The organism is Diaphorobacter sp. HDW4B (assembly GCF_011305535.1).
In the GTDB taxonomy this organism is placed as follows: Bacteria; Pseudomonadota; Gammaproteobacteria; order Burkholderiales; family Burkholderiaceae_C; genus Diaphorobacter_A.
This window is the reverse complement of record NZ_CP049906.1, coordinates 555,818-571,654: the sequence shown is the minus strand read 5'-3', so window position 1 is coordinate 571,654 and position 15,837 is coordinate 555,818. Positions and strand designations below refer to the sequence as shown.

The window sequence follows — 15,837 nt, the reverse complement described above, 5'->3', positions numbered from 1 at the left end:
CAGTTCCCCACTGACGAGCCACCTCACCCCAACAACGACTTCGCCGCCTTGGCTGCGGCCGAGCTGCCCTTGAACCCTGCGAGCCATTCGCGCAAGGCACCGTCCACGACCGGCTGCGAGTGACGCAGTGATTCATCGAGCAACACCGTCAGCAACCCACCGATCCCGCGCGTCTGGCGGTTCATGCGCGGCAGCAGATGCGTGAGAAGGGCAATGACCACCGAAGGAGCGAGCGTGGCCGCATCCGCAAATGACTCGGTCCAGCGGGTCAGCACGATGGCGGGGGCGCAGGCAGCAAATCCTTCAGCGGCCGCGCCGATGGAAAGCCTTGCGGGGATTGCGGCAGCCAACAGTTCGCATGCTTGTGCACGGATCTCTGCTTGCTTGGCGGCCATGCCGAGCGCCACCAGTTGAACGGTTTCGGCGGTCCACTCGCTGGGATGTTTTGCCAACGCACCGAGGACACCGGCGGCGCGATGCTCGACTTCATCACCGGCGGCACTGTTGAGCACCTTGACGCCAACGGCGGTCAGCGCGAGCGTCGAAGCAGGCGTCGCCAGCCCTAGCTGAGCGGAAATCAAGTCGCTCGCACCATGCGCAAAACCGTAGTCATCTTCGGCGTCCGAGGGGATCAGCGCGGGGTCCAATGTCGAGGCGTCGGTCGCGGTGTCGGCGTGGATGGCAGGGCTCCAGAACACCCACATCGGCGATCCATTCGGCTTGCGTGAATCAGACTCGCGGCCACGCCATTCGATGCGTATCCGCTCCGTGATTCTGGGTGTGTCAGCTCCAGTCAGCCGCAGGGCTTGCGCAAGGTCTTCGCGGCGCACACGCAGCAGAGCCTGGTTCAGATCGGCAGGCAGTGACCCGGTCGCAGGACTGGTCTGCTGGCATCGTTTCGCGAACGTCTCGATGTCAATCCATCCATGAGAATCGGTCGGGGTCGCCAGCAACGGTCGGCGCGGAATCTGCCCCTGCGCCATGGCTGCGACCTCACGCAACCGGGTGATGAAACTCGGCATCGCGGAAGACTCTTCTTCCGTGGGATGCGGTTTGGGATGCCTGCGATCCTCCACCCACACGCCATCGATGACCGAGCTTTCGTACCAGAAGGTCTGTGGCAGGAACGCGCTGTCAGGCTCCGTCGTGGCGATCAGCAAACGTGCTGCGAAAGGGTCAATATCTCGCGACGCAACGGCGCGAGCTCGCTTGGTCAATGCGGCAATGATGTTCGCTGCGTTTTCCGAAGTGGCCAGCCAAGCCATTGCCAGTTCCAATTCGAGGGCGTTGTCTCCGTCTTCAAGCAATGCCGCATAACGCTCAAAAGCGGTTTGGTCGGTCCATGCAATCAGTGGCTCGGCTTGCTGCAGGCATTGGGCCTGTTCGGATGGTGACGGCGCGATCCCTTCATCAGGCTCGACATCAGCGGCTGGCGTATCCTTCGGAAGCAGCTCGGCCACCACTGCAGGGGCCAGCGAATCCCGCTGATCGAGCGCAAGATCCATCCGCCCCATTTTCCCCAATGCCTTGACCGCCGCACGCTGCACATCGGCATGGGGATGGTGCAGTGCCTGCGCCAGTGCTTGCGCGGTGGATTCCGCATCTGCACCGCCACTTGCGGCGATGGAGGCCAGCATGCGCACCAGCGCCACGGCTGCGGCCTTGGGCCCGGAGAACGCGCCGCTGCAGGATTGCACGAACGCATCCGTCTCCAGCAAGCCCGCCTTGTGCACGGCCTCCAATTGCTTGACACCCAGCGACAACGTGGCGGTGACGGACGAGCCCATACAAAGACGCAGCAGATCCTGATCCGCAGCGCTTTGCTCTGGCGTAGGTTCAAGCGCCGCGTACACGCGAGAGAACCAGCCCGCACGATAGGCCGAGAAATCGCGATTGAGCGCTTCGAGACAGGAGCGCAGAACACGCTGGCGATCCAGCGTGCCTTCATTGGCCAACAGCACGACCGTGTTGTGCCAGTTGAAATTTTCGGCAGAAAACTTGTCGATGTTGGCCAGCGATATCTCGCCACCGCCCTCTACTTCAAACACCCGCCAGAACACTTCGTTGCGCAAGGCATGATCGTGGCGCAGCATGAACATGCGTACTTCGTGCTCGTAACGTCCTCCCAGACCGCCGACCAACGCCAGCACATAGTCGTCGGTGTGCTCCACGTTCAGGCCGCCAAACAACTCGTTGAGCCGAATCGGCACAAACGATGCACTCTGCGACCAGTGTTGGGTCATCCATTTCAAGCGTGCAGGCGAAGCGTCGACCTTGCGCATGTCCGAATCGCGCACGGTGAGCATCGCGTCGTATAGGGAGCGCAGCGTTGCTCCGGATTCGATGAGACGTGGTGTGTCGCGATGAAATTCGTATTCGTGTTGGTAGCTGCTCATGGCGTGGCCTCGCGCGTTGATTGAACATGGGACGGGGCTTTTGCAGCATTTGCCGCCTCTGCCGCTGCCTCTTCGGCCAACGCCGTGGCGTGCGGCTGCACCGCTGCCAGCACCTGCAGTGCCGCCGCCAGCACCGAGCTGCCCTTGCGGCGTTTGTCCAGCAACGCCGGGATGGTCAGCGGCGTTCCGTAGTCACTCGACAGTCGCGCCGCCAGTTCCACCAATTTGGCAGCCTGCGTCACCGGCTTGCCTTCTGCGTTCATGAGGTGAGGCAACAATGCTTCCACTGTCTGCATGACGCGATAACCGGCAATCGCGCTGATCGATGCCGCATCGGCCAAGGTCTGCGCCAAGCGCCCGGCCACCACGAAATCGTCCGCCAGATGTGCGGCGATCTGGGTCGCCATCCCTGATGGATCCAACAGGCCGGAATCGGCCAGCTTCGCGATGGACTCGGCAGCCTGGGCACGGTGCTCCGGCATCTTGGCGGAGGCGGCCAGTGCCAAGGCGGAATACACGGGGCCATGGGGCGGCAGACTCGATTCGCCAAGCGCTGCAAGCAAGGCACCCACGCCGCGCACATTGATCACCTGTACCGCCGCACTCAACATGGGATGGAAATGCGCAGCCAGCGTGTCGGGATGGTGCTTCAGCAACCACGCAGCCCATTGAACGATCTGGTCATAGCCATCCTGCTCGCGGGCCTCTTGAGCCCGGAACGTGAACTCAAACGGAATGGGCGCGACATCCAATGCCGGATGTGTGCTGGTCACCTCTTGCGCACCGCTCGCAAGCCAGAACGGTTTGGGGCCATCGCCCAGCACTTCCAGATCGCGGCTGAATGTGCCGTCTCCTGCCTTGTGCACCACGCGTTGCCAGACAAACGGGTGCGGCGGGACCACCTCAGGAGTGCTGAACGCCTTGCCACGCTTGAGCCCCAAACGCAGAATCTTGAACGCATCGGCCAGCAGCGCGAGCGGCGAGTGTGTCTCCAGATACTGGTAGCCCGTGCGCGATGTCCAGACCTCGTCGACCTTCCAGTCACCCGTCTCCGGGTCGTAGCGGCTGCTGGTCATGCTTTGGTCCTTGAGCTGGGCGCCTTCCGGATCAGGCTGGCCCTTGGTCGCGACCACAAACTTTGCATAACCACGAAACGCCACCTGATCGCGACCCAACAATGCCGCCGCCAGCAACCTCCGGGGCGAGGCAATGCGCTCATCCCAGACGGAATCAATCACTTCCGCTGCACGCTTTTGCAACTCTGGCGGCAACGCGGTTGGTGAATGACGGGCAAGGTAATCAAAAAGGCGAGGGTAGTCGGCTCCGTTCCCCATGCCTTCCAGATGCTCGGCCACCAGCGCAAACAGCGCCTTGTCGTCGTTGATTGGAGCTGGCGTGGTCGCAGTCGCAGTCGACTCCGTCGGCGTTCGGCGCGGCCCTGGAACAGTCACGGCCGCAGCACTTGACGGCGGCACAGTCTTCACCGACTTGGCGTCTTCAGCCGAGCCCATCAGCTTGCGCGCGAGAGGCACCAGATCGAGCGGCATGGCGTCAACAACATCTGCCACCACCTGAGAAATGGCATCCACCTGTCTGTCCGACGCCTGCAGTTCGGCCAACAGCTTGAGCTGGGCCTTGATCAGCTTTTTCTCCTTGCGTACCAGCACGGCAGCAGAGGCATCGACCAGCGCAGCCGCGTCGAAGGCATCGCTGGATACCGCCTTGGCCAGCAGGTCCTGCGCCAGACCGACGGCTGTGCTTGGGGCGGTGGCAAGCACCGCGAGATAGCTCTGTTGGCGCGCGATGATCTCCTCTGTGCCAGGATCAAGCAAACGTTGAACGCGCGGATACCAGGTAATCTGGGTGGCCGCAAAGTCCCGCAGCAATGCGCCAAGGCTGGCGTCGAGCAAGCGGTCCCGACACCCGGGCCGGGACTCGCTGAGCTGAACCACGGCTGCGTCCCAGCCCTCGGCCAGCCATTGCGTCAACGTCCAATGCGCACCCAGCCCCTCGGTCTCGAAGAAGCGCCAGAAGGAGTGCATCAGCAGCCCGCCGTGCTCGTCAAGGCGCTCGACGATTCGTTGGCCAGCAGCGGCGGGGGCCAACGCCTTGTCGATATCCGCGCTCACGAAGGACGGCACACTTTTGAGCCAGATGGGCGAATCAGCGATCACTCCGCGGTCCGACTGCATGAGCAGACTCAGCTTCAACATGGGCTCGCGGCTCCATGCGTAGGTGTCGACGATCTGATCACAGAACTGCAGCACCCATTCGTGCGAGCGACCACGCGCTGCTTCGCGGATGGGCTGCTCGGCGCTGGGTGCGGACTTGTCCAGCGTTTCCACCAGCAACTTGGGTTTGCCCAAGGCCGCCAGCACGTAGCAGGCGCGCGGTGTGGCACCCTCAGCCTTGTACAGACGCGAGGGCGCAAGCGTCTTGGCGAGCGCAGCGCGCTCCTCCTCATCCGCGCCCTCCACGGCACGAGCGAACGCGGCATAGTCATTGACGTCGCGTTCCTTCTCCGCATCGCGCAACAAAGCACGACGTGCGCTCAAGTCCAGGCTCATTCGGCGGCTCCCAGATTCAGGTGGAGTGGATCGGTGAAGATGCGCACGGCGAGCGTGTGTTTGCATGGCCCGCGCGTGCCGCGATATTTGGCATACCAAGGGCAGGTGCAACGGTCTTCCGCCGGATCGCCGCCAAGAACCACGCGATAGCGCTGCTCGGACGACTCCACCGAGAACTGCGCGCCACCTTCGGCATGCACACATCCACTTGAAACAAGCTTTTGGGCGTCGGCCAGACGCGGATGCAGCGTGTCCAGCAGGCCCTCCTGCACCGGCAGCGGTCTATGAAAATAGGCCCCCGCAGCCAAGTCGAATCCCACCTGCCCGAACGAAGCCAGCACGCTCAACGCAGAGGCGATCTGCGCCTGCGGCAGCAACGCGCGCTCGGCCAATTGGGCCATGTCGATGCGCGGCTCAAAGGCCAGCAGCGTGGAGACGAACTCCGCATCTTCGCTCGCATCGCCGCCCGCCAGAAGATGCAACACCGAACCTTCTCCAGAGAAGCCGCGCGCTTTTTCCGGGCTCAATCCCAACGTCAGACGCGCTCCCGGCAGTTCCAACACCCAAGCACTCGGCAATGGCAAGGAACCCGTCGCCACCTCCGGCCCATAGGCTCGCAACCCAGTCGCAAAACGCAGCAGCGGCTCCAGCACCCGCAGCCGCTCAGGCCCCGCCACGCAGACGGCCCCTGGCGCAGGGGACGATCCCAGCCGTAACGAGCGCACGGCTCTCAGCGCCCACATCACCGTCTTGGTGGCCGAAGCGCGAGGCAGCGCCGAAATGAATTGCCGGGCCTCGGCCCCATTGAGTTCATGCCGCAACGTCATCCCCGCACTGAGCATCTGCGTCTCGGCAAAACCCTTGAGCCAGCGCTTGGGCAGCGGCACTTTGTCCTCGACCACTTCCCCCGCGCTCGTGGTCACGCGAAGCTCGTCATCGCCGACGTTCAAGTGCAGCGGCTCCGAGCCACGCAAGGCGGCCAGTGCCTGACGCAGTGGCGGATTCACATCCACATTGGTCACGCCCGGCGCCCAATGAATGGCATCGAGCGCGGAGGCATCCACATCCAGCCGCGCGTACACGCCACAGCACACGCTGAACGACTCGAAGCGCAAGCCCTCCCGCGTGGATGTGACGACGGGATCTGCTGCACGCAAAATGGCCGCCAGCGAATTGGGGGGAACAAAGAACCGGGTACGTGCCACCCGCGCCAGCATCAGCAGCCCCTGAGCGACCACCGCTGGCTGCTCCACAAATCCCGAGAAGAAAAACGGATGCGCCACCGCGCCCGAAGGCGCATTCCCGCCACTGGTGGCAAGCCGCAGATCCGCCTTGTCTGCAGACTGCGTGATGTGCGATGGTGCGAGATAACTGTAGGCGAGTTGATCGGTCATCTGGTCCCTGAGAGGAGGCCTGCACGCTGGGGCCCGGCAAGGGCCTGCGCCGCAAACCGACCGTGTTCACCGAAGCGAACAGGGTGCGATCACCGACGACACCAGAGTGTGGAAGCCCAAAGCGGGCATGTGCTTCAAAGATTCTTGCATATTCGCACGCACGTCGATTGGGACGGATCGTCCGCCTTATCGCGTCCGGCTCAACTCAATCATCCAGCAGCTTGGCAGCCTTGCTCATTCCCGACGGCCGGAAGTACCCAAGCACGCTGCTCACGCTGCGATGGCCGGTCATCGCCATGGTGTCGGCCAATGGCACGTTCTGCGCCGCCGCTTCCGTCACAAAGCCGCTGCGCAGCGAGTGCGCTGAATAGGTATCAGGCAACCCCGCCAGCTCCGCCCGGTACTTGACAATGTCGCGCACAGCGGAGGGAGAGAGCGGCCCTCCCAAGGTGCCGCTCTTGAGCACGCGCCTGAAAATGCTGCCATCGACGATGTCCGCTGCCGCAAGCCATGCCTTGAGTGCCTCGGCGGCTTTTCCTTCGATGGGCTTCTGGTTCTCCGGACGATCCGCAGCGAACTGGTTGGTCTTGGAAAACGCAAGCGTGTACACGAACGCATCACTGCCGACACGCCGCAGATGCTTCATCTCCGCTCCCGTGACTTCCGAGCGGCGGCGTCCACCCGTCGCAAACGCAAAGAGGAGCAGGGCACGGTCGCGCAACCCTTTCAGACTGGAATCACAGGTCTCCAGCATGGCCATCAGCGGCTCGCGCGTGAGCGCATCTTTTTTCTGCGGCAGATCGCCACGCTTGCCGTACGCCCGTCGCGTGCGCGAGAGCAATTCACGCACTTTGGCGTCCTGACAAGGGTTCTCTAGTTGCCGCAGCTGATGGGCCTTGGAGAGAACCGACACGCGGTGCGTCAAGGTGCTGAGCGTCATCGCGCCCAGCTTTCCCTTGAACTTCATCTTCACCAGCATCTCATCGATGACATCCGGCAACTCGTGCTGAAGCCCCGAGGTCGTCGTGCGCTGGGCGTGGTCGACGATGAACTGCATCACCGTGCTTGGCGGCAAGGGCAGGGCAATGGCCTGCCCGAATCGCAATTGGTACCAGGCCGCCCAATACCGCAGCGCACTGCGGTAACTGGCCAAGGTATTGGCCGATTCCCCCTCGCGAAGCAGCTCCTCGACGGCTTGCGACGCGATTTCGGAAAGCTTCAGGGGATCAAGCAAAGGAAAACGCTTGCCATCGACCACACTCGGCGTTAAATTCGATCCAAACATAATAAATATTACGTACAACGTATTGTGTACAATATTACGCAGTAGATATTTTCGATAAGATTCAATTATCGTTGGTAATTTAAGAGGTCCACCATGGAATTGCAAATGAACAGTGTGAGAGGCGCTCGCGGAGTGCAACTGGAGGACGTTTGCGCCGCCGCTGATGCCGTGCTGGAGCGCGGTGAGCGGCCCACGATCGAGCGCATCCGGCTGCAGTTGGGACGTGGTTCGCCCAACACGGTCGGTCCCATGCTGGACAGTTGGTACGCGACCCTCGGAAAACGCCTGAATCCCATTGGTGGCGCGGGCTCCAGCGGTGCAGAACAAGCGTTTGAAGGCTCCCCAGACCAACTGCCGCCACAGGTTCTTCGCGCAGCCAAGACACTGTGGGCAAGAGCAGAGCAGTTGGCTGGCGATCGTGCGCAGACTGCCATCGCTGGCCAGAAGCTGGAACTGATGCAACAAGCCACCGAGCTCCAGGCCGAGCGCGAGCAGTTCGAAGCGGAAAAGCAGCGTTTTGCAGAACGCGCCTCAGCGCTCGAAGCCGCCATGTTCGCCAAGGACCAGCAGATTCTGCAACTGGGCCGTCAACTGGAAGAACTCAAGCACATGCTGCAGGCCAAGACCGAAGAAGCAGAACTGCTGCGCTCGGATCTCTCCAAGCAGCGCATCGCCATGGACGCCATGCGGCAGTTCACTCAAGTCAAGGACGAGGAACACCGCAAGGAACGCGAGCGCATCGAAGAACGCGCAACGGCCCAAGAACGCCGCTTGCTTTCAGAAATCGACCGCGCACGCCAAACCACCAAATGGACCGAGGCCCAACTCGAAGCGCAGCAAAAGCAAGCCGCCAAGCAATTGCTCGAGTCCGAGGAACGGGCGAAGGCGCTCGACGACAAGCTGCTGTCAACACAAGAAGAAAAAGCAGCGCTCGTGAAGGATCTGCTGAAGGCCAAGGATTTGCTGCAGAAGCTTCAAGCAGAAGTGTCTCCAACGCAAGTTGGCGAGGCTCCCTTGCGCGCACTCAAGTTGAGAGCCAAAGCGCCCGCCATTCCACGGAAGACCCGGTTGAAACGATGACCGCAGAAATCAAGCCGCGAAGCGGAAGGCGTGGTCTACGGATGACAGAGCCATGATGCATTGAGATGCATTTGCACCGTCAACGAATGCGTGATAATCTGGTCGATATGACTAGAATTTCACTCCGTTACAAAGCGCCCCCCAAACGCCCGGCCCCACCTCCGGGGCATTGGGTGCTGCAGGACGCCAAGGCACGATTCAGTGAGTTGGTCAGGCGCGTACATAGTGAAGGTCCGCAACATGTGACTGTGCACGGGCGTGACGAAGTAGTGGTTGTTTCAGCCGATGAGTACCGGCGCATGCGTGGCGAACTGACCGGGCAGGGCCTCGTGTCTGTGATGCAAGCCTCTCCACATCAGGACATTGAACTGACTGTTCACCATCCGGACGCCATGCCAGTCCGGGATGTGCAGCTATGAAGGGCTGGTTGCTGGACACCAATATCCTTTCCGAATTACGCAAACCAAGGCCAGAACAGAGCGTTGTGGCGTTCGTCAGCATGCAGCCTCTTGAGAGCTTATATGTAAGTGCTGTGACTTTTGCGGAGATTCGGTTTGGTATTGAATTGGTTGCGGATATTCACAAACGTTCCGCACTCACGCAATGGATGAATTTGCAGCTTCGCCCGATGTTCGATAACCGCGTCTTGCCGGTAACAGAGGATGTCATGTTCAAGTGGCGACTGATGGTGGAAGAGGGACGGAAGCTCGGTCATACCTTTCCCCAACCAGATCTCATCATTGCGGCAACAGCGTTGCATCATGGATTGACGATTGTCTCTCGCGATGTGACCGGTTATGCAAAGACGGGTGTCCAACTCGTCAATCCGTGGAGCACGTAGGAAAAAACTCCCAGCGGTAGACCCTTTGCCTGTCCAGGCAGATGCTGGCCGGAACCAGAGATGTGAACATTCAGTGACGCAGCTGCGTGCATGGCAAAGAGCTCCCAGCGGCTCTATCCGCTTGGCCTCTCCTGACTGTTCCGATTCAGGAATGGGTACGCACGGATATGCGTTCAGCGCCGTTTCCTGAACAGGACTCGGTCAATCTCTCAAATCAGCCTGCTCGGAGCGTTCGAATCCGCGGGCAAATCCGCACCGGAGTTCAAGCACTGCGCAATCAGCTCGGAAACACGCGCGCCGTTGTCATGCTCGTGTGCAAGGCACAGGACGAGCTTGCTCAGAAACAGGCTTTCGTTTTCCACACCGCATTGGTCGATGGCTTGTGCGAGTTCATCGTAGATGCGTTCCAGCTCGGCAAAAGGGAGTGTCTTGGTCATGGGTTGGCCTTGTTGGATGGTGTGTTCAGCATGGCATCAACCATTGATTTCACGCGGGTGGTGCTGCTTGTTTTCCAACGCGTGCAGACATGCTGGTCGGGACGCAGCACGTAGACGGCTCCATCGCGAGCGTCCCACAACGTGATGGCGTGCGATTCGGGGTCTGCCAGAGCAATGTCCGCGAATTGCGCATGCTTTGGATCTCTGTCGATCTGCACGAGTTGGATGGCGATTCCGCGTTGGCGCAGGTCGGCCACGTCGCGTTGCGTCTGCTGCAAAACCTGCTCATCGCTGCCGAAGACGAGAACTTGAAATCCATAGGCAAACGAATCCAGCAAAAACTGCTGCTCGCCCAGTTTCACATTGCGCGGTGGCGCTCCGGGCCCGGGGCCACTGATGAATTGATCCTCTGTCGAGTCGCGGAAGGTAAGTGCGCTGCTGGCGTAGTCCATGGGTCGCGACGTGCGCCAGTGCAACAGGCCGCGCGGAAATTCCTGCTGAATGGCCAGATCAAGCACTGCACGTTGCAGGATGCTGTAGCCGCGCGAGGGCGGTGCCATCATGCGCGTGCTGCGGCCCGCATCCTGGCAGATCTGGCGGGCATCGGCGACGCGCTCGGAACTATAGCTGTCAAGAATGCCGGCAGATGCCTGCCCGTTCACGACGGAAGCCAGCTTCCATGCCAGATTGATGGAGTCCTGCACGCCGGTGTTCATTCCGCGCACGCCAAATACAGGAAGCAAGTGCGCTGCATCACCACAGAAAAGCACTCGGTCGTGGCGGTAGCTGGCAAGCGTCAGCGTGTTGGGTTTGTAGAGCGTCGTCCATTCGATCTGCCATGGCTGGTCGATGCCGATGTAGTCCAGATGCGCCTGAATGTGTTGGTGGATGCGGCCCGGATCGAGCGCCTGTTCATCGCTCACCTCGTCAGGCACTTGGTAATCCAGTCGCCACACTCCAAACGGTGCTTTGTGCAGCAATGCCGAGTGGCCCGGCAGCCAAGGAGGATCGAAATAGCACCGACGCCCCGGTGGCACGTCGATGTCTATCCTGAAATCGGCAATCACAAACCGGCTCTCGAAAGACTGTCCTTCAAAACGCAGTCCTTGCAGTTTGCGGACGGCTGAGCGGGCGCCGTCGCAACCCACCACCCATTGCGCTCGCAACGCGTACTCGCCCTCCGGGGTGTCCAGCGTGAGGTTGACAAAGTCGGCGCTTTGGCTGAGTCCATTGAGCCTCGTCTGAAATCGCAGGTCCACACCGAGTCCCCTCGCCTGCTCGACCAGAATGTCCTCCATGTTGCACTGGGGCAAGTTGGTCATTGGCGCGAACTTGTCATCCACGCTGAAAGGCAGATCGAGGTGGTGGACGATGTGTCCACGATAGAAGCTGAAACCCTCGTTCCAGACAATGGCCTTGTCGAGGAAGGCGGGCGCAACGCCTGCTTGCTCCATGATTTCCATGGAGCGCCTGGACAGCGCCAGTGCTCGGCTTCCTCCGCACACTTGGGCCTCGGATTCGATCAACGTGACGGGCACGCCTTGTTTGGCCAGCAGGATGGCGAGCACCAATCCGATCGGACCGGCTCCGATCACCGCCACGGGATGGATGGTGCTCGAAGACGCCGTCATCTCCTCGGGGCGGACAAAGGGAAAGACCCGGTAGTCGTGGTAGCTGGAGGGGTTGGGTTGCAGGTTGGGTTGATGCATGGCGATGACACCTCTTTTGGGAACGCTGCCGCATTGCGTACATGACGTGCATTGCTTGCGTTGGGTTCGTGTAGCTCAAGGAAAAATCGAGCTGCGGGCAACTCGTTCAATGAATGGACGGACCGAGCCAACTGAAAAGTCAGACAAGGCTGATGCCCGCTTCGCGGATGATCGGAGCCCAGACATCCGCTTCACTGCGCATGTGCTTGTGCATCGCTTCCGCAGAACTGGGCGTCAGCTCACCTCCCAGATCCGCCAGCCGTTGGCGCACCGAGGCATTGGTGGCAGCCTTGGCGAAGGCCTGATTCAACGTGTGAATGATTGGTGGCGGAGTTCCTGCAGGAGCCGCGAATCCCTGCCAAGCCCATGCATCAAAGCCAGCGATGCCGGACTCGGCAATGGTGGGCACTTGAGGTGCCTGTTGCAGTCGCGCCGCGCCCGTCGATGCGATTGCACGGACCTTGTCGGTCTTCATGTGCTGGCTGGCCGACGCCAGCGAGGAGATCAGCACAGGGATCTGCCCGCCCAGCAAATCCTGCATGGCCGGACCGTCGCCCTTGTAGGGAACATGATTGAGCTGGATGCCCGCGCGTTTGCTGAGCAATTCCATGGCCAGATGGTGTGGACTGCCTACGCCCGGACTGCCATAGCTGAGGGGTTCCGGTCTGGCCTTGGCAAGCGCGATGAACTCGCGCAATGTGGTTGCGGCCACGGAGGGATGAACCACCAGAATCAAGCCGAACCGTGCCGTCAGCGTGATGGGCGTGAGATCGGTGAACGAGTCGTAGCTGATCTTCTTGAACAGGGTGCGATTGGTGGAGTAGGTGCTCATGTCGCCGAGCAGGAACGTGTATCCGTCGGCCGCAGCATGCGCCACAGCGGTGGCGCCAATGATGCTGGAAGCGCCCGGGCGGTTGTCGATGTAGACCTGTTGACCCAGCACATCGCTCATCACGGGTGCGACTGCGCGGGCAAAGGCATCCGAGCCGCCGCCGGGTGGGTAGGGCACGATCATGCGAATGCTGCGATCCGGATAGGCCCCCGCAAAACCGCCACGCGAATGGGGCAGCGTGCACAAGGCGGCAGCCGAGGCCGCAAACTGGCGTCGATTCATCGTCATGTTTGTCTCCTTCTTTGTTGTGTTGTCTTTCATTCAAACGGGTAGGACTTGACGTGCGCTAGCGATGGATGACCAGTCGGGCTCCTGCAGCGCGCGAGCAGCAGGTCATCATCTTGGTGTTGGCCTCGCGTTCGCTGCGGGTCAGCACCACGTCGCGGTGCTCCACCTCGCCCTCCAGCACCTGGACTTCGCAAGATCCGCACAGTCCTTCGCAGCAATCGCTGGGCACATCGATATTGGCCTCACGCAGTGCCTGCAATGCGGTCTGATCCGCCGCGACGTGCAGCACCAACCCCGAGTCCTTCAAGTGCAGTTCGAAAGCTTGGTTCAAGCTGGAATCGACCGCAGCCTGCACGTGGAAGTGTTCGCTTCTGAGGCTGTCGGCAGGCCAGTGCGTGGTGGCTTGCTCCAGCGCTTCAAGCATGCGCGCCGGGCCACAGGCATAGATTTGTGTGCCGGGTACGTATGACGCAAACAGTGACCGGTAGTCGGCACGAGAGCCTTCGTCGGACGCGTGGACCACCAGACGGGGGCCATGCAGCGCATCGAGCTCGCTCAAGCAAGCCATGTCCGCGCGCGAACGGCCGCTGTAGTGAATGACGTAGTCGATGCCAAGCGCCTTGGCCCTGCGCGCCATGGCTTGAATGGGCGTGATGCCGATGCCCCCTGCGACAAGAACGACGCGGCGGACCTTCTCGTCGAACTGGAAGTGATTGCGCGGGCCACGGATCGTGAGCATTGATCCTGCGCGGGCCTGCTCATGGATCCAGCGCGAGCCACCTCGACCTTCCGCCTCCTTGAGAACGGCGATCTCGTATGCCCCAGTCTCCGCCGGATCGCCGCACAGCGAATACTGGCGCGAGATGCCCGTCTGCCCGCATTGCACGTCAATATGCGCACCAGGTGTCCAACGCGGGAGTGCCGCGCCGTCGATGGCAACCATGCGCAGTCGGAGGATGCCCGGCGAGAGCGCATGAGTGGCCTCCACACGCACGGAGCGTTCATGCGCCTGTTTGGCGGCTTCGCCGATGCGCACTGGAATGTCGCGTATCTGGAATGCGGGGTTCACCCGCTCCGGATTCAAAGCAGGATTCCACTGGACCCAGACATGTTCCGGACCATGAAAAGCGATGTTCGGAACATACGAAAAGGTCTGCTCCGCAAGCCGCATGTGAGGCAGCCGTTGGGTGAGCTCGCCCAGCAGGACCTGCAAAACCATCCGTGCCAGATTCTTCCCCATGCATTGATGAGAGCCGTATCCGAAGGTGAGGTGTTCATCGGCGTTGGGGCGACGGATGTCGAAGAGGTCCGGATTGGTAAACCGCGCGTCATCATGGTTGGCCGATGCCACCACGATCAGCAGCTTTGCACCCTGTGGGATCGACACCCCTCCGACTTGCGTGTCTGCCGTCGCCATGCGACGCCACGCCGCAATGGAGCCGCTGAAACGCAGGCACTCCTCCACAGCGCCCGGAATCAGACCGGCGTCTTCGCAGATGTCCTGCCATGCGCTCGGATGCGAGAGCACCAGCTTGACCGCATTCGCCGATGCGTTGGCCGTGGTTTCATGGGCAGCGAAGATGCCGGCCATCATCATCGAATGCAGATAGGAGTCGGTGACGACATCCGGGTAACTGACCTGTTGCCGGATGCCGAATTTCATCCAACCCGGACCGGAAGGGTCGCGGCGCATCTTCTCGAGGATTTCACCGGCCAGCGTCCAGAACTTGCCCACGCCATGGGCCACGGCTGCCTGCTCCTCGGGACGCGGGCGCCCCCAAGTGTTCACGGTGTGCGCCATCGAGTATTCGCGAAGACGCCCCATATCCTCTTCGGGGATGCCCAGAAAGTGCAGGACAATCGTCAGTGGCACCTCCCACAGCATTTCGTCAACAAGATCGATGCGACCCTGGTCGATGAAGCGGTCGACATACTCGCGCACCAAACGACGCACCATGGGCTCATGCGTGCGCAATGCCTCGGCAGTGAATGGCTCCATCAGCACCCGACGGCGCTCCATGTGCGCGGGCTCATCTTCGTTGACCAGCGTGCGATTCATCGCATAGCCATATTGGCCGAGGATCTCGACGGCTTCCGGTGTGGCGGGGGTGATTTTCTCCAGCGCAATCGAGGGACTGAAGGTGATGTTGTCGCGAAAAACGGCCTTGATGTCGTCGTAGCGCGTCACCACCCAGTAGCCCAGTTGGGGACTGAAGAACACGGGCTCCTGCTCACGCGCCCAGCGCACATATTCAAAGGGCTTGTTCTGATAGGCCGGCTCGAATGGGTCAAACGCCGCCGCTCCAGCGCTCACCGGGCAGCCGGTGCTCCGGACGGTAGAGCCCATATGGGCCACTGGGCAGCCACTGGACTGGGTGGATATGCTGGATGAAGTCATGAACGCCCCGTTGAATGCAGTGATGAGGTAATGCGCAAAGCCGTGCGCACATATGAATCATAGGTACTTCGCGGTTTAATGTAAATATGAATTCATATTCAATAAAAATTCAAAAGAAATTTGTTCGCTCTGCATGAATCGCAGATTCCGCTGGTGTGTCAGCCGCTATGCACCCGCCTGTTTGCGAAACTCGGCCACCTGGGGCGAGTCGAGGTATTCGTCCAAGCGCGTGATTTTTCCGTCGAGGACTTCGCAGACGATGCAGGCGGTCAATGCGACGGCCCGCCCATCGAACGTGCGCGTCCCCTTCAGCACATGCTGTTGCACGAACCCGCTCTCGAACACGTGCAGACGACGCTGCTCGTAGCGTCGATCATGGATTCGTCCCACCATGGCCTTGAGGGCGACGATGTTCTCATCGCGCGACTTTTCTTTGTCGTCGATGTTGTGCCAGATCACGGCATCCCGGGCATAGCAGTCACGAACCGTCTCGATGTCCGCCTGCTCGATGGCTGTGAAGAAACGCTCGGCAACGGCTCGAATCTGTGTCTGCAGCGCCTGCTGAGTAGTCGCGTTTTCCAAAGTCATGCCGTTCCTCGAAGCTGGGCAG

The 15,837-nt window shown here is 61.0% G+C and carries 12 protein-coding genes; 3 read left to right on the top strand and 9 right to left on the bottom strand.

The window, feature by feature from the left end; all coding sequences use genetic code 11:
* Window positions 1–23: 23 nt before the first annotated feature.
* From G7048_RS27475 to G7048_RS27460, 4 genes are all read right to left on the bottom strand, one after another.
* A complete protein-coding gene (locus G7048_RS27475) occupies window positions 24–2,396 on the bottom strand; it encodes a DUF6493 family protein (RefSeq protein WP_166071658.1) in 2,373 nt (790 codons plus the stop codon).
* Window positions 2,393–4,963 carry a DUF6493 family protein gene (locus G7048_RS27470; protein ID WP_166071657.1) on the bottom strand — a complete coding sequence of 857 codons (2,571 nt, stop codon included), beginning with the start codon at window positions 4,961–4,963 and terminating at the stop codon, window positions 2,393–2,395. Before G7048_RS27470 ends, G7048_RS27475 begins: the two co-directional genes overlap by 4 nt.
* Window positions 4,960–6,357, bottom strand: coding sequence for an SWIM zinc finger family protein (locus G7048_RS27465; protein ID WP_166071656.1), 1,398 nt, complete (start codon window positions 6,355–6,357; stop codon window positions 4,960–4,962). Before G7048_RS27465 ends, G7048_RS27470 begins: the two co-directional genes overlap by 4 nt.
* Before the next feature lie 205 nt (window positions 6,358–6,562).
* A complete protein-coding gene (locus G7048_RS27460) occupies window positions 6,563–7,642 on the bottom strand; it encodes a site-specific integrase (protein WP_166071655.1) in 1,080 nt (359 codons plus the stop codon).
* 105 nt (window positions 7,643–7,747) lie between these two features.
* On the opposite strand from G7048_RS27460, the gene G7048_RS27455 reads away from it, so the two are divergent.
* The 3 genes from G7048_RS27455 (at window position 7,748) to G7048_RS27445 (ending at window position 9,563) form a co-directional block, all read left to right on the top strand.
* Window positions 7,748–8,722 (top strand): DNA-binding protein, encoded by a 975-nt coding sequence (locus tag G7048_RS27455; protein ID WP_166071654.1) that lies wholly within the window; start codon window positions 7,748–7,750, stop codon window positions 8,720–8,722.
* Window positions 8,723–8,787: 65 nt separating this feature from the next.
* The gene (locus G7048_RS27450) at window positions 8,788–9,141 is read left to right on the top strand and encodes a type II toxin-antitoxin system Phd/YefM family antitoxin (protein WP_371747726.1); all 354 of its coding nucleotides are present in this window, start codon (window positions 8,788–8,790) and stop codon (window positions 9,139–9,141) included.
* Entirely contained in the window at window positions 9,138–9,563 is a 426-nt protein-coding gene (locus G7048_RS27445) for a type II toxin-antitoxin system VapC family toxin (RefSeq protein WP_166071653.1), read from the top strand. Before G7048_RS27450 ends, G7048_RS27445 begins: the two co-directional genes overlap by 4 nt.
* Before the next feature lie 209 nt (window positions 9,564–9,772).
* On the opposite strand, the gene G7048_RS27440 is transcribed toward G7048_RS27445, so the two are convergent.
* From G7048_RS27440 to G7048_RS27420, 5 genes are all read right to left on the bottom strand, one after another.
* Window positions 9,773–10,000: a hypothetical protein gene (locus G7048_RS27440; protein ID WP_166071176.1), complete on the bottom strand. Its 228-nt coding sequence runs from the start codon at window positions 9,998–10,000 to the stop codon at window positions 9,773–9,775.
* Window positions 9,997–11,709 carry an FAD-dependent monooxygenase gene (locus G7048_RS27435; protein WP_166071652.1) on the bottom strand — a complete coding sequence of 571 codons (1,713 nt, stop codon included), beginning with the start codon at window positions 11,707–11,709 and terminating at the stop codon, window positions 9,997–9,999. Before G7048_RS27435 ends, G7048_RS27440 begins: the two co-directional genes overlap by 4 nt.
* A 139-nt stretch (window positions 11,710–11,848) precedes the next feature.
* Entirely contained in the window at window positions 11,849–12,829 is a 981-nt protein-coding gene (locus G7048_RS27430) for a tripartite tricarboxylate transporter substrate binding protein (protein WP_166071651.1), read from the bottom strand.
* Between the two features lie 58 nt (window positions 12,830–12,887).
* Window positions 12,888–15,227, bottom strand: a complete 2,340-nt coding sequence (locus G7048_RS27425; protein ID WP_166071650.1) for a cytochrome P450/oxidoreductase — start codon at window positions 15,225–15,227, stop codon at window positions 12,888–12,890.
* Between the two features lie 165 nt (window positions 15,228–15,392).
* A complete protein-coding gene (locus G7048_RS27420) occupies window positions 15,393–15,815 on the bottom strand; it encodes a nuclear transport factor 2 family protein (RefSeq protein ID WP_166071649.1) in 423 nt (140 codons plus the stop codon).
* Window positions 15,816–15,837 lie beyond the last annotated feature (22 nt).

Bases quoted from the DNA above. Each gene is read 5' to 3' on its own strand.
- G7048_RS27475 (WP_166071658.1), bottom strand. From the start codon at position 2,396: ATGAGCAGCTACCAACACGAATACGAATTTCATCGCGACACACCACGT.
- G7048_RS27470 (WP_166071657.1), bottom strand. From the start codon at position 4,963: ATGAGCCTGGACTTGAGCGCACGTCGTGCTTTGTTGCGCGATGCGGAG.
- G7048_RS27465 (WP_166071656.1), bottom strand. From the start codon at position 6,357: ATGACCGATCAACTCGCCTACAGTTATCTCGCACCATCGCACATCACG.
- G7048_RS27460 (WP_166071655.1), bottom strand. From the start codon at position 7,642: ATGTTTGGATCGAATTTAACGCCGAGTGTGGTCGATGGCAAGCGTTTT.
- G7048_RS27455 (WP_166071654.1), top strand. From the start codon at position 7,748: ATGAACAGTGTGAGAGGCGCTCGCGGAGTGCAACTGGAGGACGTTTGC.
- G7048_RS27450 (WP_371747726.1), top strand. From the start codon at position 8,788: ATGCATTTGCACCGTCAACGAATGCGTGATAATCTGGTCGATATGACT.
- G7048_RS27445 (WP_166071653.1), top strand. From the start codon at position 9,138: ATGAAGGGCTGGTTGCTGGACACCAATATCCTTTCCGAATTACGCAAA.
- G7048_RS27440 (WP_166071176.1), bottom strand. From the start codon at position 10,000: ATGACCAAGACACTCCCTTTTGCCGAGCTGGAACGCATCTACGATGAA.
- G7048_RS27435 (WP_166071652.1), bottom strand. From the start codon at position 11,709: ATGCATCAACCCAACCTGCAACCCAACCCCTCCAGCTACCACGACTAC.
- G7048_RS27430 (WP_166071651.1), bottom strand. From the start codon at position 12,829: ATGACGATGAATCGACGCCAGTTTGCGGCCTCGGCTGCCGCCTTGTGC.
- G7048_RS27425 (WP_166071650.1), bottom strand. From the start codon at position 15,227: ATGACTTCATCCAGCATATCCACCCAGTCCAGTGGCTGCCCAGTGGCC.
- G7048_RS27420 (WP_166071649.1), bottom strand. From the start codon at position 15,815: ATGACTTTGGAAAACGCGACTACTCAGCAGGCGCTGCAGACACAGATT.